At 74.9% G+C, this 21,444-nt stretch carries 22 protein-coding genes, 1 tRNA gene and 1 pseudogene; 11 read left to right on the top strand and 13 right to left on the bottom strand.

Annotated elements, in window-relative coordinates; all coding sequences use genetic code 11:
* Positions 1 to 21 precede the first annotated feature (21 nt).
* The 3 genes from ACSU6L_RS05180 to ACSU6L_RS05170 all read left to right on the top strand — a co-directional run bounded on the left by ACSU6L_RS05180 (position 22) and on the right by ACSU6L_RS05170 (position 1,990).
* Positions 22 to 381, top strand: coding sequence for an MmcQ/YjbR family DNA-binding protein (locus ACSU6L_RS05180; RefSeq protein WP_437053981.1), 360 nt, complete (start codon positions 22 to 24; stop codon positions 379 to 381).
* A 74-nt stretch (positions 382 to 455) separates the two neighbouring features.
* Positions 456 to 1,817 carry an MFS transporter gene (locus ACSU6L_RS05175; RefSeq protein ID WP_437053979.1) on the top strand — a complete coding sequence of 454 codons (1,362 nt, stop codon included), beginning with the start codon at positions 456 to 458 and terminating at the stop codon, positions 1,815 to 1,817.
* A gap of 99 nt (positions 1,818 to 1,916) precedes the next feature.
* Positions 1,917 to 1,990, top strand: a tRNA-Pro gene (locus ACSU6L_RS05170).
* 53 nt (positions 1,991 to 2,043) lie between these two features.
* Here ACSU6L_RS05170 and ACSU6L_RS05165 read toward each other — a convergent pair.
* A complete protein-coding gene (locus ACSU6L_RS05165; protein ID WP_437053977.1) occupies positions 2,044 to 2,310 on the bottom strand; it encodes a LysR substrate-binding domain-containing protein in 267 nt (88 codons plus the stop codon).
* On the opposite strand from ACSU6L_RS05165, the pseudogene ACSU6L_RS05160 reads away from it, so the two are divergent.
* Positions 2,276 to 2,527: pseudogene (locus ACSU6L_RS05160) on the top strand (pyridoxal-phosphate dependent enzyme); the annotation flags it as partial. The gene ACSU6L_RS05165 and the pseudogene ACSU6L_RS05160 overlap by 35 nt on opposite strands.
* A gap of 232 nt (positions 2,528 to 2,759) precedes the next feature.
* Here ACSU6L_RS05160 and ACSU6L_RS05155 read toward each other — a convergent pair.
* Complete coding sequence (locus ACSU6L_RS05155; RefSeq protein WP_437053975.1) at positions 2,760 to 4,484, bottom strand: BTAD domain-containing putative transcriptional regulator; 1,725 nt, start codon at positions 4,482 to 4,484, stop codon at positions 2,760 to 2,762.
* Positions 4,485 to 4,621: 137 nt separating this feature from the next.
* On the opposite strand from ACSU6L_RS05155, the gene ACSU6L_RS05150 reads away from it, so the two are divergent.
* The 3 genes from ACSU6L_RS05150 (at position 4,622) to ACSU6L_RS05140 (ending at position 7,067) form a co-directional block, all read left to right on the top strand.
* Positions 4,622 to 5,647 (top strand): NADP-dependent oxidoreductase, encoded by a 1,026-nt coding sequence (locus ACSU6L_RS05150; RefSeq protein ID WP_437053973.1) that lies wholly within the window; start codon positions 4,622 to 4,624, stop codon positions 5,645 to 5,647.
* Between the two features lie 78 nt (positions 5,648 to 5,725).
* A complete protein-coding gene (locus tag ACSU6L_RS05145) occupies positions 5,726 to 6,352 on the top strand; it encodes a hypothetical protein (protein WP_437053971.1) in 627 nt (208 codons plus the stop codon).
* A 103-nt stretch (positions 6,353 to 6,455) separates the two neighbouring features.
* Entirely contained in the window at positions 6,456 to 7,067 is a 612-nt protein-coding gene (locus ACSU6L_RS05140; protein ID WP_437053969.1) for a sigma factor, read from the top strand.
* Positions 7,068 to 7,141: 74 nt separating this feature from the next.
* Here ACSU6L_RS05140 and ACSU6L_RS05135 read toward each other — a convergent pair whose 3' ends face one another.
* The 5 genes from ACSU6L_RS05135 to ACSU6L_RS05115 are packed head-to-tail and all read right to left on the bottom strand — an operon-like array spanning position 7,142 to position 11,493.
* Positions 7,142 to 7,549 carry a (2Fe-2S) ferredoxin domain-containing protein gene (locus tag ACSU6L_RS05135; RefSeq protein ID WP_437053967.1) on the bottom strand — a complete coding sequence of 136 codons (408 nt, stop codon included), beginning with the start codon at positions 7,547 to 7,549 and terminating at the stop codon, positions 7,142 to 7,144.
* Positions 7,546 to 8,073, bottom strand: a complete 528-nt coding sequence (locus ACSU6L_RS05130; RefSeq protein ID WP_073944305.1) for an NUDIX hydrolase family protein — start codon at positions 8,071 to 8,073, stop codon at positions 7,546 to 7,548. Before ACSU6L_RS05130 ends, ACSU6L_RS05135 begins: the two co-directional genes overlap by 4 nt.
* Before the next feature lie 24 nt (positions 8,074 to 8,097).
* Positions 8,098 to 9,237: an amidohydrolase family protein gene (locus ACSU6L_RS05125; protein WP_437053965.1), complete on the bottom strand. Its 1,140-nt coding sequence runs from the start codon at positions 9,235 to 9,237 to the stop codon at positions 8,098 to 8,100.
* A 1-nt stretch (position 9,238) separates the two neighbouring features.
* Positions 9,239 to 10,642: a glutamine synthetase gene (locus ACSU6L_RS05120; protein WP_437053963.1), complete on the bottom strand. Its 1,404-nt coding sequence runs from the start codon at positions 10,640 to 10,642 to the stop codon at positions 9,239 to 9,241.
* Positions 10,643 to 10,680: 38 nt separating this feature from the next.
* On the bottom strand, positions 10,681 to 11,493 hold the full coding sequence (locus tag ACSU6L_RS05115; protein WP_437053961.1) for an SAM-dependent methyltransferase: 813 nt from the start codon (positions 11,491 to 11,493) through the stop codon (positions 10,681 to 10,683).
* 170 nt (positions 11,494 to 11,663) lie between these two features.
* Here ACSU6L_RS05115 and ACSU6L_RS05110 point away from each other — a divergent pair, with 170 nt between their 5' ends.
* Positions 11,664 to 12,542, top strand: coding sequence for a Cof-type HAD-IIB family hydrolase (locus ACSU6L_RS05110; RefSeq protein ID WP_437053959.1), 879 nt, complete (start codon positions 11,664 to 11,666; stop codon positions 12,540 to 12,542).
* Between the two features lie 223 nt (positions 12,543 to 12,765).
* A complete protein-coding gene (locus ACSU6L_RS05105) occupies positions 12,766 to 13,704 on the top strand; it encodes a Dyp-type peroxidase (protein WP_437053957.1) in 939 nt (312 codons plus the stop codon).
* Position 13,705: 1 nt separating this feature from the next.
* On the opposite strand, the gene ACSU6L_RS05100 is transcribed toward ACSU6L_RS05105, so the two are convergent.
* Positions 13,706 to 15,136, bottom strand: coding sequence for a serine/threonine-protein kinase (locus ACSU6L_RS05100; RefSeq protein WP_437053954.1), 1,431 nt, complete (start codon positions 15,134 to 15,136; stop codon positions 13,706 to 13,708).
* Positions 15,137 to 15,440: 304 nt separating this feature from the next.
* Here ACSU6L_RS05100 and ACSU6L_RS05095 point away from each other — a divergent pair, with 304 nt between their 5' ends.
* Positions 15,441 to 16,685 (top strand): amidohydrolase, encoded by a 1,245-nt coding sequence (locus ACSU6L_RS05095; RefSeq protein ID WP_437053952.1) that lies wholly within the window; start codon positions 15,441 to 15,443, stop codon positions 16,683 to 16,685.
* A gap of 13 nt (positions 16,686 to 16,698) precedes the next feature.
* Here the strand turns inward: ACSU6L_RS05095 and ACSU6L_RS05090 are convergent, their stop codons facing one another.
* The 5 genes from ACSU6L_RS05090 to ACSU6L_RS05070 form a co-directional block, all read right to left on the bottom strand.
* The gene (locus tag ACSU6L_RS05090; RefSeq protein ID WP_437053950.1) at positions 16,699 to 17,511 is read right to left on the bottom strand and encodes an SAM-dependent methyltransferase; all 813 of its coding nucleotides are present in this window, start codon (positions 17,509 to 17,511) and stop codon (positions 16,699 to 16,701) included.
* Positions 17,512 to 17,573: 62 nt separating this feature from the next.
* The gene (locus ACSU6L_RS05085; RefSeq protein WP_437053948.1) at positions 17,574 to 18,221 is read right to left on the bottom strand and encodes an endonuclease; all 648 of its coding nucleotides are present in this window, start codon (positions 18,219 to 18,221) and stop codon (positions 17,574 to 17,576) included.
* Positions 18,218 to 18,550, bottom strand: a complete 333-nt coding sequence (locus tag ACSU6L_RS05080; protein ID WP_073944314.1) for a DUF3140 domain-containing protein — start codon at positions 18,548 to 18,550, stop codon at positions 18,218 to 18,220. The genes ACSU6L_RS05085 and ACSU6L_RS05080 overlap by 4 nt, the downstream gene beginning before the upstream one ends.
* Before the next feature lie 46 nt (positions 18,551 to 18,596).
* The gene (locus ACSU6L_RS05075) at positions 18,597 to 19,079 is read right to left on the bottom strand and encodes a Dps family protein (protein ID WP_437053946.1); all 483 of its coding nucleotides are present in this window, start codon (positions 19,077 to 19,079) and stop codon (positions 18,597 to 18,599) included.
* A 162-nt stretch (positions 19,080 to 19,241) separates the two neighbouring features.
* Positions 19,242 to 20,063, bottom strand: a complete 822-nt coding sequence (locus ACSU6L_RS05070) for a lysophospholipase (protein WP_437053944.1) — start codon at positions 20,061 to 20,063, stop codon at positions 19,242 to 19,244.
* Positions 20,064 to 20,216: 153 nt separating this feature from the next.
* Between ACSU6L_RS05070 and ACSU6L_RS05065 the strand changes: the two genes are divergently transcribed.
* Positions 20,217 to 21,404, top strand: coding sequence for a thiolase family protein (locus tag ACSU6L_RS05065; protein WP_437053942.1), 1,188 nt, complete (start codon positions 20,217 to 20,219; stop codon positions 21,402 to 21,404).
* Positions 21,405 to 21,444: the final 40 nt, after the last annotated feature.

Here is a 21,444-nt window from a genome sequence, read left to right as displayed (position 1 = left end):
GCAGGGGCTACCGTGCGGGGCATGTCGGATGCCGAAGACGTACGCCGTATCGCCCTGTCGCTGCCGGACACCACGGAGAAGATCGCCTGGAGCATGCCCACGTTCCGGGTGGCGGGGAAGATGTTCGCCACGCTGCCCGAGGACGAGACCTCCATGGCGGTGCGCTGTCCCAAGGACGAGCGTGACGAACTGGCCCTGGCCGAACCGGAGAAGTTCTGGATCGCCGACCACGAGGCCCAGTTCGCCTGGGTGCGGGTACGGCTCGCCGCGCTGGAGGACGAGACGGAACTGCGGGACATCCTCGCCGACTCCTGGCGGCAGGCGGCCCCGCCCCGACTCCTCGACTCCTACCCGGAGTTGGGGCTGCCGGCCGCGGAGTGAAAATCCCTTGGGCGCGCCCGGCCGCCGTGGCATGATCCCCGGGCCCGAGTGGGGGCCGGGGAGGGAGTGGGCCAGTGACGTCCGGGACACCGTCGCAGGGGGAGGGCCGGGGAAGCGGGGCGGGCGGGGGAGGCACGGAGACCGGCGCCGGTGCCGAAGCCGTCCCCGGCCCCGGCTCGCACGGCTTGTGGTCACGCGACTTCGGCCTGTTCTTCGTCGCCCGCGCCGTCGCCCGGCTCGGCGACACCATGCTGCCGGTCGCCCTGGCCGCGGGCCTGCTCCAGCACGGGTACGGAGCCGGCGCGGTCGGCCTGGCGATGGCCGCGACCGCCGCCACCTTCGCCGGGCTCGTCGTCTTCGCCGGGGTGATCGCCGACCGGTTCGCCACCCGCACGCTGATGATCTGGGCCGACCTGGTCCGGCTCGGCACCCAGGCCGTCGCGGCGGGGCTGTTCCTCGCCGACCACGTGGTCCTCTGGGAGATCTGCGCGATCGGCCTGGCCAACGGCGCCGCGGGGGCCCTCTTCCAGCCCGGCGTGGCCAGCATGGTGCCCCGCCTCGCCGCGGACGTCCAGGGCGCCAACGGGGCCATCCGGGTCGCCGAGTCGGTCGCCCAGCTCGCCGGACCCGCCGTCGCCGGCCTGCTCGTCGGCTTCGCCTCGCCCGGCGGGGTGTTCGCCGCCCACGCCGCCACCTACGCGATCAGCGCCCTGTGTCTCCTGCTGCTGCGCCTGCCCCCGCTCGCCCCCGACAGCCGTCCCACCGGTCACGCGGCGGACACCTTCCGGGCCGACCTGGTCGAGGGCTGGCACGAGTTCCGCTCCAGGACCTGGCTGTGGGGCGTCATCGCCGTCTGGTGCCTCTACATGATCGCCGTCTGGGGGCCGACCGGGCCCCTGGTGGCCACCGAGGTGGTGCGCGACCACGGGCCGCGCGCCTACGGCCTGGTCAACTCCGCCCTCGGCGCCGGCACCGTCGTCGGCGGGCTCCTCGCCCTGCGGCTGCGGCCCCGCCGGATGCTGCGCGCCGGCGCGATCGCCCTGACCGGCTTCGCCGGGTACCCGCTCGCCGTCGGCCTCGGACTCGGCGTCCCCGCCATGGCGGCAGGGGCCGCCGTCGCCGGGGCCGGGCTGTCGTTCTGGGGCGTGATGTGGGCGACGACCGTGCAGACACAGGTCCAGCCCGACGTCCTCAACCGCATCCACGCCTACGACGTGGCCGGCTCCCTGGCGATGATGCCCGTCGGCCAGGCCCTCGCGGGACCGGCGGCCTCCGTGCTCGGCGCGCGGCAGGTGCTGCTGGTCGCCGGGGCGATGAGCTTCGTCGTCGTGATGTCCCTGCTGTCGGTGCGGGCGATCCGCGGCCTCGTCCGCGTCGACACCCCCTCCGCGTCCCGCACGCCCACGCTCCCGGGCAAGCCGGCCCTCCGCCGCTGAGGCACCCGCCCACCGATAAAGGGGTGCGCGAGCACCGACCCGAGTGCGGTATTGTTTCTCTGCGCGTTCGGCCAGGGGAAACCCCAGGTCAGACGGCATCGGGACGTGGCGCAGCTTGGTAGCGCACTTGACTGGGGGTCAAGGGGTCGCAGGTTCAAATCCTGTCGTCCCGACTTGTGAGAGTCGAAGGCCGAAGGCCGATTCGGAGATCCGAATCGGCCTTCGGTCATCTCGGGAAGCCGCTTTCGGCGGTCGCGTCGAGGAGGGCCCTCCGGCACGCCTGGACGGCGGGGTGCCGGCTGCGGCCAGGGCGTACGACGGTGAAGACGCGGCGCGTGTGCCGTCCGCGAGGGAGCCGCCGCAGGGCGACGGTCGGGGTCCGCCCGCTCCAGACCAGGTCGGGGAGGAGAGCGGCGGCGTGTCCCTGCTCGACGAGACGCACGTGGAGCAGCAGGTCGGTGGTCTCGAACCGTACGTCGGGTTCGAACGGCACTCTGACGGAGCGGGCCGGGAGCGGCGAAGCGGGCCCGGTCGCCCAGGTGACCGCCACCGACGGCAACCACGGCCGCGCCGTGGCCCGCATGGCGCGCCTGCTCGGCCTGCGCGCCCACGTCTTCGTGCCGCGGAGCGTGCACCCGCGGGCCGTGGCGGCCATCGCCGCCGAAGGGGCGCAGGTCACCGAGGTTCAGGGCTCCTACGACGAGACGCTGCCCACGCTGGCCCCGCCCCGCCTGCCGGCGGCCTGGGCCATGACGCTCCTCCTCCACGCCGCCCTCACCGTCGTGTGGCTGGGCGGCTACGTGCTCCTGCTGGCCAAGGACCGGCAGGTCCTCGAAAGGCCGGGCACTCGCCGCGCGCTCGGACGGACCACGGGCGTCGTGCTGATCGGCCTCGGCCTCGTGGTCGCGACCGGTTCGTGACAGCTCCGCACGGGTGACGGCCCTAACCGATTTCCCGCAGATAGGCGCGGACCGTCTCCGGCAGCCGGTAGCGGGGTCCGTCGGTGCCGTCCTCGAGCAGCAGCAGCGAGCGGTCCACCAGCCGGGACAACGCGTCCAGGGCCGAGTCCAGCAGCCCCTCCTCGGCGGCGGTCTTCTCGACGTCCGCGAGCGCGTGGCCGTCGTCGCCCCCGCCCAGCAGGCGCAGGACGGCCCGCTCGGGAGGGGAGAGCAGCGCCCAGCTCCACTCCAGCGTGGCGCGCAGGGTCCGCTGCCGCGCGGGGCCGCCGCGCCGGCCCGTGGTGAGTACGGCGAACAGGCCGGAGTCGAGCCGGGCGGCCAGCTCGGCGGCGCCGAGGGCGCGCATCCGGGCGGCGGCCAGTTCCAGGGCGAGGGGCAGCCCGTCCAGCCGCCGGCAGATCGCGGTGACGGCCGCCGCGTTGCCGGGACCCAGCCGGAAACCCGTGGGCGCGAGGTCGGTGAACAGTTTCACCGCGTCGTACGAAGGCAGTTCGTCCAGGGGCGTCCGCGGCGGCGGCGTGCTGAGCGGCGGTACGGTCCACACGCGTTCGCCGGGCACGCCGAGCGGTTCCCGGCCGGTGGCCAGGACGCGCAGGGCGGGCTCCGCGCCCAGCAGGCCCTCGGTCACCTCGGCGACCGCCTCGACGACGTGCTCGCAGGTGTCCAGGAGGAGCAGAGAGGGCCGGGCGGTCAGGGCGCGGGCGATCAGGCCGGACACCGTCTCCGGAGTGGCGGACGACCGGTCCGGTCCGGCCAGGTCGACGTACCCGACGTCCTCGGCGCCGAGGCCGCGCACCACCTCCAGGGCGAGGCTCGTCTTGCCGACCCCGCCCGGCCCGGTCAGCGTCACCAGCCGGGCCGACGCGAGCAGCGTCCGCACCTCGGCCACCGCGTCCGCCCGGCCGACGAGTGGGGCCACGACGGCCGGCGGCGGCGCTGCGGGCGGGGCGACGGTGCCCGGCGCGGAGTCGTGCTGCCGGAGGATCGCCTCGTACTGGGCGCGCACCTCGGGGCCCGGATCCACGCCGAGTTCGTCGGCGAGGCGGGCGCGCAGCCGCGCGTAGGCGGCCATGGCCTCGCTCTGCCGGCCCGCCAGGTACAGGGCGCGCAGGTGGGCGGCGTGCAGGCGTTCGCAGAGCGGGTGGTGGGCGAGCAGGGCGCTCAGTTCACCGGCCAGCGTGTCGTGCTCGCCGAGGTCGAGGCGGGCCTGCGCGTGCGCCTCCAGCGCGGTCACCCGCTCGTCCTCGAGCCGGACGATCGCCGTGCGCGCGAAGCCCTGGTCCGACACGTCGGCGTACGCGGGCCCCCGCCACCGGCCCAGCGCGTCCGCCAGCAGGGCCGTCCGGTCCCGGGGGCCGCCGGCCTCGCGGGCGCGGGCGGCCAGCGCGCGGAACGTGCCCGCGTCGACCGAGTCGGGGGAGGCGGCGAGCAGATAGCCGGGCGGCTGCCGGACGACCAGGTTCCGGCCGCCGGGCTCGCCCGCCTCCAGCGCCCGGCGCAGCTGGGAGACGCGGGTCTGCAGCGCGGCGGCCGGGTTGCGGGGCAGCCGGTCGCCCCACAGGCCCTCGATCAGCCGGTCCGCCGGGACCGGACGGCCCTCGGCGACCAGCAGGTGTGCGAGCAGCGCCCGCACCTTCGCCTCCGGCACATGCACCGGCAGGCCGTCCTCCGTCCACACGGCCAGCGGGCCGAGCACCCCGAAACGCACGCCTGAACGATAGCCGGACCGCCGATCGAGGACCTGCAGAGAACCCGAAGAAGACCTGAAGTGGCCTCCGGCACCGTTCGGAACGTCAGCGATGACGTCACAACGTCAACGCGCCGCGAACACCGAAGGGTTGAGCCATGACCGCGTACACCGCTCCCACCCCCGCCGTCAGCCGGGAGATCCACCTCGCCGCCCGGCCGCACGGCACGCCGGTGCCCGGCGACTTCCGGCTGGTGCGCACCGACGTGCCCGAGCCGGGCGACGGGCGGGTCCTGGTCCGCAACACCTGGATGTCCGTGGACCCGTACATGCGCGGACGGATGGACGACACCCCCTCGTACGTCGCCCCGTTCGAGGTGGGCCGGGTGCTGGAGGGCCACGCCGTCGGCGAGGTGGTGGCCTCGCGCAGCCCGGCCGTCCCGGTGGGCGCGACGGTGGCGCACTTCGCGGGCTGGCGCGAGTACGCCCTGCTCGTCGCCGCCGACGTCACCGTCCTCGACGTGACGGACTCCCGCCCCCAGGACCACCTGCACGTCCTCGGCCAGACCGGCTTCACCGGCTATCTGGCGGTCACCGAGACCGCTCCGGTCCGGCAGGGCGACGTGGTGTTCGTCTCCGGGGCCGCCGGCGCGGTCGGCAGCGTCGCCGGGCAACTGGCCCGGAAGTTCGGCGCGTCACGGGTCGTCGGCTCGGCGGGCGGGCCGGACAAGACCCGGGCCCTGACGGAGGAGTTCGGCTTCGACGCGGCCCTCGACCACCGTGCCGGACCCCTCGCCGAGCAGCTGGCCGAGGCGGCGCCCGACGGCATCGACGTGTACGTCGACAACGTCGGCGGGGACCACCTCCAGGCCGCGATCGGCGCCCTGAACAGCGGGGGCCGGGTGGCCCTGGTCGGCATGATCAGCGGCTACAACGCCACCGGTCTGGTGCCGGGCCCCGCCAACCTCTACGACGCGGTGCTCAGGCAACTCACCCTGCGCGGACTGCTGGTGACCGCCCACCTGGACCGGCTCCCCGACTACGCCGCCCGCGCGGCCCGCTGGCTGGCCGACGGCAGCCTGCGCACCAAGGAGACGGTCGTGGAGGGCGTCGAGCACGCGCCGGAGGCGTTCCTCGGCGTGCTGAGCGGCGCCAACACCGGGAAGATGCTCGTCCGTCTCTGAGTCGTCGGCCCCCGACTTCCGTACGCATTCCGTACGCACGAGTACGGATCGAGCGCCGGATGGGAGGATATGGCCGTCATGACTGCAGGGTGGGGTGCGCGCACGGTGCGGGCCGCGGTGTTCGCGGCCGTCTGTGTGCTGCTCGCCGCCCTGGGTCACGTCCTCATGTCCGGCCGGCACGTGCCCGGCTGGACGCTGGCCGGCGGTCTCGCCGCGACCGGTGCCGTGGGCTGGGGCCTGGCCGGGCGTGAGCGCGGGCTGCCGCTGATCACGACCGTCGTGGTCGCCGCCCAGACCGCGCTGCACTCGGTGTTCTCCCTCGCCCAGTCCGGGACACCGGACCTCGGGCACACCGCGCACATGTCCCAGATGGGGCACATGTCGCATGCAGGGCACATGGGCGGATCGGTGACCGGTTCCGACCCGTCCGGCTCGTCGTCCTCCGGAATGCTCGCCGCCCACCTCCTGGCCGCCCTGCTGTGCGGGCTGTGGCTCGCGCACGGCGAACGCGCCGCGTTCCGCATTGTGCGCGCCGTCGCCGGATGGCTGGCGGCACCGCTGCGGCTGCCGCTCGCCCTGACCGTCGTACCCGACCGGCCGCGTCCGCGCGTGCGGCGGCGCCGAGCGGACCGCTCACCGCGCCGCCTCCTCCTCGTCCACGCGATCACCTCCCGGGGTCCGCCGCAGGGGACCGCTGTCGTCTGACGACAGCCGGTTTCCCGGGGCCGCCCGAGTGCGCCCCGGGCCCCGGCCGTACGCCCGCGCAGGGCGGTACGGCCGCTTTCCCCTGTGACGAGAAGGACACCCGGTGATCACTTCTTCCCTGCCCGCCTCGCCCGAGCGGGCCGAGAAACGCGTCCGCGCCGACAGGCCCGAAGGGGTCGACGAGTCGATAACCGCCTGGGCGCTCGCCGCCCGCGGCGGCGACCCGGCGGCCGCCGACCGGTTCGTGCGCGCCCTCCACCGCGACGTGCTGCGCTACGTCGCCCACCTCTGCGCCGACCCCCAGGCGGTCGACGACCTCGCGCAGGACACGTTCCTGCGCGCGCTCGGGAGTCTGCACCGCTTCGAGGGCCGCTCCTCGGCGCGTTCCTGGCTGCTGGCCATCGCCCGCCGGGCCGTCGTCGACAGCTACCGGTACGCCGGGACCAGGCCGCGGCTGCACGACGCCGCGGACTGGCGGCCGGTCGTCGAGCGGGCGCAGCCGTGCGGCCTGCCGGGCTTCGACGACGGGGTCGCGCTGCTCGACCTGCTGGCCGCGCTGCCCGACGAGCGCCGGGAGGCGTTCGTCCTCACCCAGCTGCTCGGCCTGCCGTACGAGGAGGCCGCCAGGCGCGTCGGCTGCCCGGTCGGCACCCTGCGGTCCCGGGTCGCCCGGGCCCGCGCCACCCTGATCGGCCTGCTCACGGCAGCGGCGTGACGGTACCGGGCCGGGCGGCGCGCGGTACTCGCGTCCGCCGCCCGGCCCGGAGTCCCGTCCCGAGACCGGTCCGCTCAGCGGCGGCTGCGCACCTTGCCGTCCCGCGGCGCCGGGATGAACTGCAGCTCCAGCGTCACCGGCGGCTCGGCCACGCCGGGGCCGCCCGCCTCCGCCCAGCGCAGCAGCTCGTCGGTGGAGTCGTCGTCCGACGCGAAACCCACCCACACGGCGCGTCCCCCGGCCCGCCGCCCGGCGCCGGACGGCTGCACGACGACGACGTTCGCCTGGTCGCACGGTCCGAGGCAGTCCGTGACGCGCACCGCGAACCGGCCGCCGGAGTCCGCCGCGGCGGCCCGCAGCCGCTCCAGCTGCCAGGCGTGGTCGGCGCCGGGGTGTTTGCGGGCGTTGCCGCAGCAGCAGCCCCGGCACACGACGAGCGTGCACGGCCGGGGCCCGAACCTGAGGGTGGCGGAGGTGCTCAAAGCGCCAGGCCCACGTGGGCGAGTGCCTGCTTGAGCAGGACGCCGTGCCCGCCCGGCATCTCGCTCTGCACCGCCTCCGACGCCGCCTCGTGGGGGCTGAACCAGACCAGGTCGAGGGCGTCCTGCCGGGGCCGGCAGTCGCCGGTGACCGGGACGATGTAGGCGAGGGACACCGCGTGCTGACGCGGGTCGTGGTACGGGGTGATGCCCTGGGTCGGGAAGTACTCGGCGACCGTGAAGGGCTGGAGTGAGGCCGGCACCCGGGGCAGCGCGACCGGACCGAGATCCTTCTCCAGGTGGCGCAGCAGGGCGTCCCGGACGCGTTCGTGGTGCAGCACCCGGCCGGAGACCAGGGTGCGGCTGACCGTGCCGTCCGGCCCGATGCGCAGCAGCAGTCCGATACTGGTGACCTCACCGCTGTCGTCCACGCGGACCGGCACCGCCTCGACGTACAGGATCGGCATGCGGGCGCGGGCCAGTTCGAGTTCGTCGGGTGTCAGCCAACCGGGCGTGGTTTCGGTCATGTCAGACATTGCTTGATCATACTTTCAGGTCGCGTCGGAAAACCGGTAGACCCGGCGGGCGTTGTCCCCTCCCGCCCACCGGGCGATCCGCAGGGCGTCGGGCAGGCTCAGCTCGTCGGCGGCCACCCTCTCCTCGAGCAGTCCGGCCAGTCCCCGCCGGAAGGCGAGCGCGCCGAGCGTGTAGAACTCGGCCACACCGTAGGCGTCCGAGCTGTACAGGAGTTTGCGGAACGGGGTGATCTCCATCGCCTCGGCGAGGACCGCGCCCGCCCGGGCCGGACCGACGTGCGTGAGGGTCAGGCCGAGATCGAGGTACACCTGCTCGAACACCGACGCCAGATACGCGGCCTGCCGGTGGTAGGGCCAGCAGTGCAGGAGCAGCACCGGAACCGTGCCCGCGGTCAGGCGCAGCCAGTCGGTCAGCAGTGCGGGGTCCGCGCGGTGCAGCCGCAGCTCGGCGTCGCCGAACCCGGTGTGCAGTTGGAGCGGCACGCCGAGATCGACGGCGGTCCACAGCACGTGCCGGACCAGTACGGGGTCGGCGAGTCGTCCGCCGCCCGCCGCGAGCCACCGGCGGGCGGCGGCGGTGACCTCGGCGTCGGCGGGCCGCGCCGGGTCGAGGACGAAGCCGGTGCGGTAGGCGGCCACCGACTTCACCGCCACCACGCCGGGCCGCCGCACCGCCTCCCAGGCGGCCGAGCGGAAGGCCTCGGCGTACGCGTCGGGCTCCGCGCCGGCCGCCGCCACCGCCTCCGCGACCCGCTCCAGCCGTACGACCTCGAAGGCGACGGCACCGGCGGCGGCCGCCAGTTCGGCCGGGGCGGTCAGGTCCGGCGGCCCGTACCCGGTGTCCACGCAGAGGACGCCCGTCCCCGAGGCGGCCAGCAAGCGCCGGTTGACCTCCGCCGCGCCCAGTTCCGTCCGCCGGGCCAGGTACTCGTCGGGCGGGGCGTGGCGCGGCAGGTCCAGCAGGGGAGCGCAGTGACGGCGGACGGCCACGCCGGCGGGGCTGTCGAAGGGGGAGACGCCGGGCCAGGCGTCGCCCTCGGTGAGCAGGGACTCGAAGCGGTCCCGGCCAAGGGCCGCGGTGACGACCCCGTGGCAGTGGTGGTCGACGAGCGGCAGCGCGGCGAGGGCCTCCTCGACCGGTCCGGGCCCCGCCATGTCAGTACACCCACCGGTAGGCGGCGGCCACCCGCGCGTCGTCCAGCCCGGCCACGGCGGCGATCTCCCCCTCCCGTACGGCGATCACCGCGTCCGCGAGGACCGGCCCGAGCACCTGCCGCAGCCCGGCGTCGCGCCGGAACTCCGCCACCGACCCGGCCAGCGAGACCGGCAGCCGGCGCACCCCGCGGGCCGCCGCCTCCGCGGCGCCCAGCAGGGCCGGATCGTCCGTGGTCTCCTCGGGCAGCGACCCGCCCGCCGTGACGCCGTCCAGTCCGGCGGCGATCAGACAGCCGAGGGCGAGATACGGGTTGGCGGCCAGGTCGACCGGTTTGACCTCCAGGTTCGCCGCGCGGTTGCGGAGCCCGGCGGTGCCGGTGACGACCCGCAACGCGCACTCCCGGGCCTCCCGGCCCCACGCGGTGAACACGCCCGCCCACCGGGACGGCCGCAGCCGCAGCGCGCTGGCCGGGCTCGGCGCGGTCACGGCCGTCAGCGCCGGCAGCCGGTCCAGGATCCCGGCCGCGAAGGCCTCCGCCTCGGCCGTCATCCCGTACCGGCCGGGGCCGCCCGCGTGGAGGTTGGTGTCCCCGCGCCAGGCCGAGAGGTGGATGTGGCCGCCGTTGCCGACGCCGTCGGCGAGGACGGCGGGGGAGAAGGACACCCTCAGCCCGTGCCGCCGGGCCACCGCCCGGATCGTCTGCCGCACCAGGACGCTGCGGTCGGCCGCCGCCACCGGGTCCAGCGCGCCCACCGAGATCTCGAACTGCCCGGGCGCGTACTCCGGGTGCACCTGCTCGACGTCCACGCCCTGCGCCGCGCACGCGGCCAGCAGCTCGGCCAGGCACTCGCTCAGCTCGACCTGCCGGGCGGCACCGTAGGCCGGGCCCGACACGGCCGGGAGGAACTCCCCCTCGGGCGCCGAGGCCGGTCCCACCGACCACTCGATCTCCACGGCCGCGCGGAACGTCAGCCCGTGCTCCCGTCCGGCCCGTTCGACGACCCGCCGCAGGAACGTGCGCGAGCAGGCCGGATGCGGCTCGCCCTCCTGGGTGATCCGGTCCACGGGCGCCCACGCCCAGCCGGGCTGCGCGGCGAGCACCGTCAGCCGGTCCAGGTCCGGGTAGAGGCGCAGATCGCCGTCGGGGGAGCCGAGCACGTCGGTGCGGACGATCGAGTCGTCGGCCAGGAACGTGTCGAACACCGGGGACATGCCGACACCCCAGGCCGCGGCGTCGGCGAGCCGCGCGGTCGGGATCGTCTTCACCCGGGTGACGCCCGCGGTGTCGACGTAAGCCAGCACGATCCCGTGCACGTCCCGCCCGGACAGTTCGCGCTCCAGCGCGCCGGCCCGCTCCACGTCCCCGGGACGGCCGCCGGGGACCGGGTCGGTCAGGGTGGTCATACGTCCTCCTCGACGGGCTCGGCCGGGCCGTTGCGCGGTCAGGGTTTCACGGCCACCGCGCCGAACTGCGGGACCACGACGGGCGCCGCGGACTCCGCCCGCCACTGCGAGCACGACACCAGCCCCGGCTCCAGGAACTCCAGTCCGTCGAAGAACGCGGCGATGTCCGCGCGGCTGCGGGCGGTGATCGGCGGCGTGGCGTTCTCGTTCCAGAATTCCATCGCCGGGATCTGGCCCTCGCCGCCCAGCTCGGGCTCGAACGTGGGGTGCGTGAGGACGAGGAAGCTGCCGGAGGGCACCGCCGCCATGACCCGGCGGGCGATCTCCCGCGCCTTGTCGGTGTCGAGGACGAAGTTGAGGATGCCCAGCATCATCACGGCGACCGGACGGGTCAGGTCCAGGGTGCGGGCGGCGCGCTCCACGATGGCGTCCGGGTCGTGGACGTCGGCGTCGACGTAGTCGGTGACGCCCTCGGCGGCGCCGGTGAGCAGGGTCCGGGCGTGCATCAGCACGATCGGGTCGTTGTCGACGTACACGATCCGCGAGTCGGGGGCGACCCGCTGGGCGATCTCGTGGGTGTTGTCCGCGGTGGGCAGCCCGGTGCCGATGTCCAGGAACTGCCGCACCCCGCGCTCCGCCGCCAGGAACCGCACCGTCCGGCCGAGGAACTCCCGGTCCGCCCGGGCGACGTCCCGGATCACCGGGAACATCGAGGCCACCTGGTCGCCGACCCGGTGGTCGACCTCGTAGTTGTCCTTGCCGCCGATCCAGTAGTTCCAGACCCGGGCGTTGTGCGCCACGGAGGTGTTCAGGCGCGCCGTTCCCTCCGCCGGGGTGGGGGCCTCGCTCACGTCGCTTCCTCTCCTCGCCCGTACGCGGTCCCCGCCATTGTGCCGCGCCCATGATCAGGGCGTCCCGGGAACCGGGGGAGTGGGCGTTCACTCGGGCGGGTGCACGTCCCCGGGTAGGGTTGACAGTCGTCCACCGAACGACAACAGGCTGCCGTCGCAGGAAGCAGGACATGCCGTACTCGCACTCGCCCCTCCCCACCGCCGCCGACGCCCCCGCCGCTCCCCCCGCCGACATCCGGCTCGTCGTCACCGACATGGACGGCACGCTCCTGGACGACGACAAACGCGCCCCGGACGGACTGTGGGAGACGCTGGCGCTGCTGCGCGAGCGCGGGGTGGTGTTCAGCCCGGCGAGCGGCCGCCAGTACGCCACCCTGGCCCGGGAGTTCGCGCGCGCCGCCGACGGCATGGTGTTCATCGCGGAGAACGGCACCTACGTGGTGCGTGACGGCGTCGAGCTGAGCTCCGACCCGCTGGCCCCGGACGTCGTCGCCGGGATCGTCGCGGCGGTACGGCGTCTCGCCGGCTCGGGCGTGGACCTGGGCGCCGTCGTCTGCGGCAAGAAGTCCGCCTACGTCGAACGGTCCGACGAGCCCTTCCTCGCCGAGGTGCGCCGCTACTACGTGGAGAACCGGGTCGTCGAGGACGTCACCGCCGTCGACGACGACATCCTCAAGGTCGCCCTCTACGACTTCGGCCCCGCCGAACGCACCACCGCGCCCGCGCTCGCCGCCTTCGCCGGAACCCACCAGGTCGTCGTCTCCGGCGAACACTGGGTCGACGTGATGAACCGCACCGCCGACAAGGGCGCCGCCGTCCGCCGGCTCCAGCGCGACCTGGGCATCACCCCGGCGCAGACCATGGTGTTCGGCGACTACCTCAACGACCTGCAGATGATGGACACCGCCGAGTGGTCCTTCGCCATGGCCAACGCCCACCCGGACGTCATCCGCCGGGCCCGCCATCTCGCGCCGTCCAACAACGACGACGGCGTGCTGCGCACGATCAGGCGCGTGCTGGGGCTGCCGACGGGCGGGACGGCGGTCTGAGGGCCGCGGGCTGCGCCGGGCGTGCCCCGTCGCGCCACGTGATGCGCCGGTGTCACGCTCTGCGGGGCTGGGCATGGTGAGGGGTGCCGTCCGGCCGCCGTGGCCGAGATGTGACATCGAAGAGGGGGAGCCATTGTCGTCTTCGATCCCGCCCGCTTCGTCCCTACAGGCCTCGTCCATACCGTCCTCGGCCATACAAGGCTCGTCCATACCGTCCCCGTCCGTGCCGTCCTCCCGAGGCAGGCCGCAGCCCGTGCTGGGCCCGCCCGGGGGCGCCGCCGTCTTCCTGGTCGTCACCGTCGACCCCGGCGGGGAGGCCGCCGCCCGCGAGACGCTCGCCGAACTCGCCGGACAGCAGCGGGCGTTCGCCTTCCCACACCCGGACGCGGGTCTGACCTGCGTGGCCGGCGTCGGCGCCGAGGCCTGGGACCGGCTGTACGGCACACCGCGCCCGGCCGCCCTGCACCCGTTCCGCGAACTGGCCGGGCCCCGCCACCACGCCGTGTCCACCCCCGGCGACCTGCTCTTCCACATCCGGGGCACGCGGCCCGACGTGTGCTTCGCGCTCACCACCGAGATCATGAAAGGCCTGCGCGGCGCGGCCACCGTCCAGGACGAGGTGCACGCCTTCGCCTACTACGACGCCCGCAACCTGCTCGGCTTCATCGACGGCACCGAGAACCCGGTCGGCCCCGACGCCGCCGAGACGGCGCTGGTCGGCGACGAGGACCCGGAGTTCCGCGGCGGCAGCTACGCCGTCGTGCAGAAGTACCTCCACGACGTGGCCGCGTGGGAGGGCCTGACCACCGAGGAGCAGGAGCGGGTCGTCGGCCGCGCCAAGTCGACCGGCCTCGAACTGGACGCGCCCGGCTCCCACAAGGAGGTCAACACCGTGCTCGGCCCGGACGGCGCCGAGCAGCGCATCCTGCGCGCCGCCATGCCGTTCGGCCGACCCGGCCAAGGGGAGTTCGGCACCTACTTCATCGCCTACGCCCGCGATCCGCAGATCACCGAGACCATGCTGCGCCGCATGTTCCTCGGCACCCCCGCCGGCGGCCCCGATCCGCTGCTGGACTTCTCCCGCGCCGTCACCGGCACCCTGTTCTTCGTGCCCTCCGCCGACCTGCTCCAGGACCTCTCGGCCCACGGCAAGCCGCGCTGAGTCAGTCGTCCCCGTCCTCCTCGCCGTCGTCCCCGGCGGGGGCCGGGGCGCCGGTCGCCGGGGGCGGGGTCGGTGTGGCGGCGGCCGTGGTGCCGGTCGCGGGCGGCTGGGCGGTGGCCGGGGCGGCGGACGGGGTGGCGGCGGTCACCGGGGTCCGAGCACCGGGAGCGGGATCGCCGACGGCCGGGGCCTGGCCCTGCGTGCCCGTGGCGGGCGCCTGCTCCAGCTGTGTCTCCGGGGTGGACGCGGCCGGGTCTGCGGTGGCGGAGGGGTCCGTACGGACACTCTCCGTGCCCCCCTCGTCGGGGGAGAACCACATCATCCCGGCGAACATCGCGGCGAGGAACAGCCCCACTCCGGCGGCGCCGGCCGCCACCTTCCGGCCGTTCACCTTCGGCCCGTTCGCCCGCCGTCCGCCCCCGGACGGCGCGCGGCGCCGGGAGGCCGGTCCGGTGGACGGCAGCATGTACGTCGTCGCGGGACCGGTCTCGCCCAGGGGGCGCGGCCCCGCGGACTGCGGCTGGGGCTGGGGCTGGGCTTGGGGCAGGCCGGCTCCGGGCTGGAGGCGGGGCCCCTCGGCGGGGAGACCGCCCTGCGCGGCCGCGGGCAGCGGCTCCGGGCGGCCCTGCCAGGCGCCCGAGGCGAACCACTCGGCGACCTGGGCGGCCGCCGGCCGGTGCTCGGGCTGCTTGGCCAGCAGGCCGAGCAGATAGCTCTCGAAGGCGGGCGGCAGCTGGGCGCCGAGCTGCCGGGGCGGCGTGGGGGTGGCGTCGAGGTGCTGGTGCAGGATCGCGATGGCGCTGTCGGCCTGGAACGGCGGGGCGCCGGTGAGCAGCTGGTACAGCACACAGCCCAGCGAGTAGACGTCGCTGGCCGGCCCCGCGGGCTTGCCCAGCGCCCGTTCCGGGGCGATGTACAGGCTCGTGCCCACGATCTGCCCGGTCGCGGTGAGCGCGGCGGCCGGGTCGTCCATGAAGCGGGCGATGCCGAAGTCGCCGATCTTGAGGGTGCCGTCGGCGTCCAGCAGCAGGTTGGCGGGCTTGATGTCCCGGTGCACGATGCCCTGCTGGTGGGCGGCGGCGAGCCCGGCGGCCGCCTCCGCGGCGATCCTCGCCACCCGCTCGGCGGACTGCGGCCCGGAGCGGGCGAGCAGCCCGGACAGGCTGTCGCCCTCGACCAGCTCCATCACCAGGAACAGCCGGTTCTCGTACGTGCCGAAGTCCAGTACGCCGACCACATGGGGGTGGTGGAGCCGGCCGGCGGTCTGGGCCTCCAGCCGGAACCGGGAGGCGGCGGTGGTGTCGGAGTCCTGGGGCAGCAGCAGCTTGACGGCGACCGGCCGGCCGAGCGTGTCGTCGTACGCCCGCCAGACCTCTCCCATCGCGCCGCGCCCGATCGGGTCCTGCAGCCGGTAACGGCCCGCTATGAGCACCTCTGCTACGTCCTCGTCCTGAGTGGGTCCACCGCCGCGGGCCGTAACTCACCGCGCGGGTGCGGGTGATGGTGGGGGGAGCGCCGCGGCTGCCTCAGCGTACCGGCCGCACGGGGGTGTTGATCACCGCGGGCGCCGGGCGGCACTCCTCGTCCCCGGTCGACGGCCGATGTCCGTCGGCACCCTGACGGCGTACGAGAGGACACTCGTCGACGAGGACGACGGCTCGGCGCGTGCCGACGGGCGGCACCGCGGGCAGGATGGAGGCGCACCGCCGCGCCCGCCGCCCAGGGAAGGAAGCCGTATGAGCGATCCGGCCGTCGTCACCCGTCTCGCGCGGGAGCTGACCGCGGGAGTGAAGGCCGCCGAACTGGAGGACTTCTACCGGGACTTGCACCGCCACCCCGAACTGTCCTTCCAGGAGCACCGCACCGCCGCCGCCCTCACCGCGCGGCTGCGGGCGGCCGGTTACGCGGTGACCGAGGGCGTCGGCCGAACCGGGGTGGTCGGTGTGCTCTACCACGGGGACGGCCCGGTGGTGTGGCTGCGCGCCGACATGGACGCGCTGCCCGTACGGGAGGCGACCGGCCTGGAGTACGCCTCCACGGTCGACGGCGTGATGCACGCCTGCGGCCACGACCTGCACGTCACGTGGCTCGTCGGCGCCGCCGATGCGCTCGCCGCCGCACGGGACGCCTGGTCCGGCACGCTCGTCGTGGTGGGGCAGCCCGCCGAGGAGTCCGGCGGCGGCGCGGCCGCCATGGTCGCGGACGGGGTGCACGAGCGCTTCCCGCGCCCGGACGCGCTCTTCGGCCAGCACGCCGCCCCCGGCCCCGTCGGCCGCTACGCGCACACGCCCGGCCTGGTCCTGTCGGCCTCCGACGACCTGGACGTCGTCGTGCACGGCCGCGGCGGCCACGGCTCACGGCCCGAGGCGGCCGTCGACCCGGTCGTCACGGCCGCGCACATCGTCACCCGGCTCCAGACGGTGGTGTCCCGGGAAGTCGCCGCGAAGGACTCGGTGGTGCTCACGGTCGGCCGGTTCCACGCGGGCACCCGGCACAACGTCATCCCCGCCGAGGCCCGGCTGGCGCTGAACCTGCGCACCCAGGACCCCGGGGTGCGCGCCCGGGTGCTCGCCGCGATCCGGCGCATCGTCGAGGGCGAGTGCGCGGCCGCCGGCTGCCCCGTCCCGCCCGGCGTCGACCTGGCCGGGGACGGCTTCCCGGTCACCGTCAACGACGCCGGTCTCGACGCCGAGACCGCCGCCGTCCACCGCGCGCTGTTCGGCGCGGACACCGTGCTCGACTTCGGGCCCGCGACCGGCAGCGAGGACTTCTCCCGGCTCGCCCCCGAGGGAGTGCCGTACGACTACTGGTTCGTCACCACGACCCCGCCCGGCATCTGGGAGGCGGCGCCCGGTGACGGACTGGCGGCCAAGATCGCCGCCGTGCCCGCCAACCACAGCCCGCTGTTCGCCCCGGACCTCTCCGCGCTCGTGCCGGGTGTCCGCACCCTGGTCTCCGCGGCTCTGAGCCGCTTCACCTGACGTGCGGCCGAGCTCAGACCTTGCGCGCCACCGCGCCGTACAGCGAGACCGGCCCCGGCCCGATGTCCGACTCGCCCTCCGCCAGCTCCGGACGCCAGTCGGCCACCGACACCACGCCGGGGTCCAGCAGGTCGAGCCCGGTGAAGAACCGGCCCATCTCGTCCCGGGAACGGGCCACCAGGGTCACCCCGCCCGCGGTGTACGCCGCGATGCCGCGCCGGACGTTCTCCGGCTCGAAGTCGGCGGTCATCGCGGACAGCACCAGACAGCTGCCCGGCGCCAGCGCGCCGACGAGGGCGTCCACCAGGTCGTAGGCGCCGTCCTCGTCCGCGACGAAGTGCATCAGCGCGATGAGGGACAGGGCGACGGGCCGGTCGAAGTCGAGGGTCTGCGCCGCCTGTTCGACGATGCGCGCCGGTTCCCGCACATCCGCCTGCACATAGTCCGTGGCACCCTCCGGGGTGCCGCGCAGCAGGGCTTCGGCGTGGGCGAGGACGATCGGGTCGTTGTCGACGTACACCACCCGGGACTCCGGGGCCGTCGACTGGGCGATCTGATGGAGGTTCGGCTCGGTCGGGATGCCGGAGCCGATGTCGAGGAACTGGCGGATGCCCGCCTCGCGGACCAGCAGCCGGGTGGCGCGCTGCATGAACCAGCGGTTGGCGCGGGCGGCCCGCGGGGCGCCGCCGTCGATCGCCATGATCTGGCGGCCCAGCTCCTCGTCGACCGGGTAGTTGTCCTTGCCGCCGAGATACCAGTCGTACACCCGGGCCGGATGCGGCCGGGTCGTGTCTATCCGTCGTACGGCCGGCTCGGTCCCCGTCACACCCTGCTCCTCTGCTCGAACGCCCCCGCGAACGCCCGGGGGTCGCGAGCAGTCTGACACGATCATGCGGCGCGGCGCAGAGTGTCTTCGGCCACCTCCTTCTCCAGGGCCGCCCGCACCAACGCGGCGGCCAGCACGGCCGGTTCGGCGTCGCCGGCCAGCTCGACCAGCCGGTCGGGGTCCTTCGGCAGCCCGAGCCGGGCGGCACCCGAGAGGGCCTTGCCGCCGAAGTAGGGCGCCACTTCCGGCCAGACGCGCTGCACCTCCCGCAGGAAGATGTCGACGCCCGCCGGGCCCAGACCGGGCACCTCGCGCAGCAGCCGCCCCAGCTCGCCGAGGTCGCCGTCCGCCGCCTCGCGCAGCCGGCGCAGATCCCCGCCCCAGCGCTCGGTCAGCAGCTCCGCGCCGTCGCCGAGCATGGTGGCGGTCCGTTCGTCGTAGCGCCGGTAGCCGCCCTCGCCCAGCGCGTCCACCCGGCGCTGCCAGGGCGCCCCGGCCATCCGGCGCGGGTCGCGCAGCCCCGCCTCGTGCAGGGCGCGCGCGGCGGCGACCGCGACGGAGGCGCGGATCCGGGCGCTGAGCAGCACGCTGAGCACCAGCAGCCGGTACAGCGGCTGCGGGGTGTCGCGCAGCCGGATCCCCGCCTCCTCGGCATAGGTCCGTCCGTGCGCGCGCACGAGGGCGCGCGCCACCTCGGCCCGGTCGCTCACGGCTTCAGCGGGTCATGGCCGATCGTCATCAGCTCGTGACGACGACGGGTCTGCTCGCCCTCGGGCTCGTTCGCGATGTCCGTCTGCCCGGACACCATGTCCACGACCAGCGACATCACGCGGATGTCGTCGTCGGTCAGATCGGTGCGCCGCTTCTGCAGAATGGCCAGAACCCGCTGCCCGAGGGGCGGGCCCGCCTGGTCCGGCAGCGGCTCGGTGGCCTCGTCGGCGTCGCGGACCCGCAGCCAGGAGGCCAGCTCCTGGGAGGTCATGTTCACCACGCGGTGGAAGTCCTCCCACAGCGCGTCGAGTTCGCGGGAGTCCGTCATGGCGTACCCCTTCCGGGTGGTGCGTGCGGGGTGCGGGGTGCGGGGGTCACTCCTCGCGCGGGAAGTTCTCCGCGTCGAACATCCAGCGCTGCTTCTCCAGGTCGCCCGTGATGTCGATCAGCAGGTCCTGGGTGACCGGATCCGGACGCTCGGTCGCCTCGATCCGCTCCCGCAGCCGGCCGATCGCCGCCTCCAGCGTCTCCACCATCACCTGAACCACCTCGGAGTCGCGCACCCAGCCCTCCTTGGGGGCGGGCAGCGTGAACCGGGCGGCGATGGTCTCAGGGCGCCCGTCCGGCGACACGCCGAGCGCGGCGGCCCGCTCGGCCACCGTGTCGGAGTGGGCGCGGGCGGTCGCGACCACCTCGTCGAGCTGGAGGTGGATCGAGCGGAACCGGGGTCCGACGATGTTCCAGTGCGCCTGCTTCCCGATCAGCGACAGGCCCAGCAGATCCACCAGGGTCTCCTGGAGCGCGTCACAGGCGACCCGGCGGGCGTCGTCGGGCAGGGTGCTCTTCACGACGGTCATAGCGCGCTTTCTCCTTCTCGCGTCGTCCTGGATTTCTGGACGTCGGAGCGGTGCGGCGCGCTCGGCCTCGCGCACCGGCACGGGCCGCCCTGCCGCGACCGCTCCCTGCGGGCGCGGGTGCCCCGGGGACGTCGGTGCAAAACGCGGGCGGGGGCGGGGTGCTCAAGCCCCGAGCACCCGGTCCAGGAACGCCGTCACCTCCGCGAACGCCTCCGCCTTGTTCGTCTCGTGGAAGACCTCGTGCCGGGCGCCGGGGAAGACCCGCTCGGTCAGCGCCCCGCCGCTCAGCCGCTCCACGCCCGTCCTGCTGCCCGCGAGCGGTACCAGCCGGTCGTCGTCGCCGTGCAGCCACAGCAGCGGCAGCGGGCCCACGTCGCCGTCCTCGGCGACGTCCTGCAGGGTCCGGACGAACGCCCGCAGGGTCGGCCGCTTCATCGGGCCGTGCCACACCAGCGGGTCCGCCGCGTACGCCGCCTGCACCCGGGGGTCGCGGGAGAGCGCGGCGGGGCTGATCGGGATGTCGGGGATCTCCCCGCGCGCCGCGTCGTGGGCGAGCAACCGGGCCGGTGTCTCCCAGGTGCCGATCACGGGCCCGGACAGCACCAGCGCGGCGAGGTCACCGCCGTACCGCTGGGCGTACCGGGCGGAGATCAGGCCGCCCATGGAGTGTCCGACCATCACCGTCGGTACGCCGGGATGCGCGGCCCGCGCCCGTTCCGCCACCTGGCGCACGTCGGCGACCACGTCCTCGAAGTCCTCGATCAGCACGCGCTCGCCCGCCGACCCGCCGTGCCCGGCGTGGTCGGGCGCGAAGACGGCGGCGCCGTGCTCCGCCAGCACGCCGGCCGTCTCCGCGTACCGGCCGCCGTGCTCGCCGTACCCGTGCACGAGGAGGGCGGTGTACCGGGGCCGCGGGTGGGCCCACTCACGGACGGTGATCGCGCCCCGCGTTCCGGTGAGGACGTGCTCGCGGGCGTCGGTCATGGCTCCTCCAGCCGCGTAGGGGAAGGTTCGGGGGGATCTTTTCAGGGGGCCTCCCAGAGGTCTATAGTCGAAAACTAGCAGTGCTAATTAACGCGGGTCCGTTCCCGCCGGCGCTGTCCTTGTCTGCTGAGCGATGACGGTCAGGAGTCCCACGTGCGTCCCGTCCACTTCGCGGCCGCCCGCCGCACCCCCATCGGCAAACTGCGCGGAGCCCTGTCCTCGGTGCGGCCCGACGACCTCGCGGCGGCGGTGATCCGCGGCCTCGTCGCCGACGTGCCCGCGCTGGACCCCGCCCGCATCGACGACGTCTACTGGGGCGCCGCCAACCAGGCCGGCGAGGACAACCGCAACGTCGCCCGCATGGCCGCCCTGCTCGCCGGCCTGCCCGAGTCCGTGCCCGGCGCCACCGTCAACCGGCTGTGCGCCTCCGGCCTGGAGGCCGTCACCACCGCCGCCCGCACCATCGCCGCGGGCGAGGCGGACATCGTGCTCGCGGGCGGCTCCGAGTCGATGAGCCGCGCCCCCTTCGTGCTGCCCCGCCCCGACGAGGCCCTGCCGCACCGCATGGAGACCGCCGACACCCGGCTCGGCTGGCGGCTGGTCAACCCCGCGATGCGCGAACTGCACGGCCTGCTCTCCATGGGGGAGACCGCCGAGGAGGTCGCCGCCCGCCACGGCGTGTCCCGCGAACGCCAGGACGAGTTCGCCCTGCGCAGCCACCGGCGGGCCGCTCTCGCCCGCAAGGACGGCCACTTCGACGACGAACTCCTGCCCGTGACCCGCCCCGACGGGGTCGTCGTCGACAGCGACGAGAGCGTCCGCGAGGACACCTCGTACGAGAAGCTGTCCCGCCTCAAGCCGGTCTTCCGCGAGGGCGGCACCGTCACCGCCGGGAACTCCTCGCCGATGAACGACGGTGCCGCCGGCCTCCTCCTGGTCAGCGAGGAGGCGCTGAACGACCTCGGGCTCGAATCCCTGGGCCGCTACATCGGCGGCGCCTCGGCCGGGGTCCACCCCGACGTCATGGGCCTCGGGCCCGTCCCCGCCACCCGCAAGGTCCTCGCCCGGGCCGGCTGGGGCATCGGCGACATCCAGGAGGCCGAGTTCAACGAGGCCTTCGCCGCCCAGGCACTCGCCTGCGTCGACCAGCTCGGCATCGACCCGGAACTGGTCAACCCCACCGGCGGCGCGATCGCCCTCGGCCACCCGCTCGGCTGCTCCGGCGCCCGCATCCTGACCACCCTGCTGCACCGCATGCGCCGCACCGGCTCCGCGCGCGGGCTGGCGACCATGTGCGTCGGGGTGGGGCAGGGCAGCGCGGTGCTCGTCGAGAGGCACTAGGGGGTGTCTCGTCGATCAGGCCGGATCAGGGAGCGGCGTC

This window comes from Streptomyces sp. enrichment culture (assembly GCF_964272855.1).
Lineage (GTDB): Bacteria > Actinomycetota > Actinomycetes > Streptomycetales > Streptomycetaceae > Streptomyces.
This window is presented reverse-complemented; position numbering and strand designations above follow the sequence as displayed.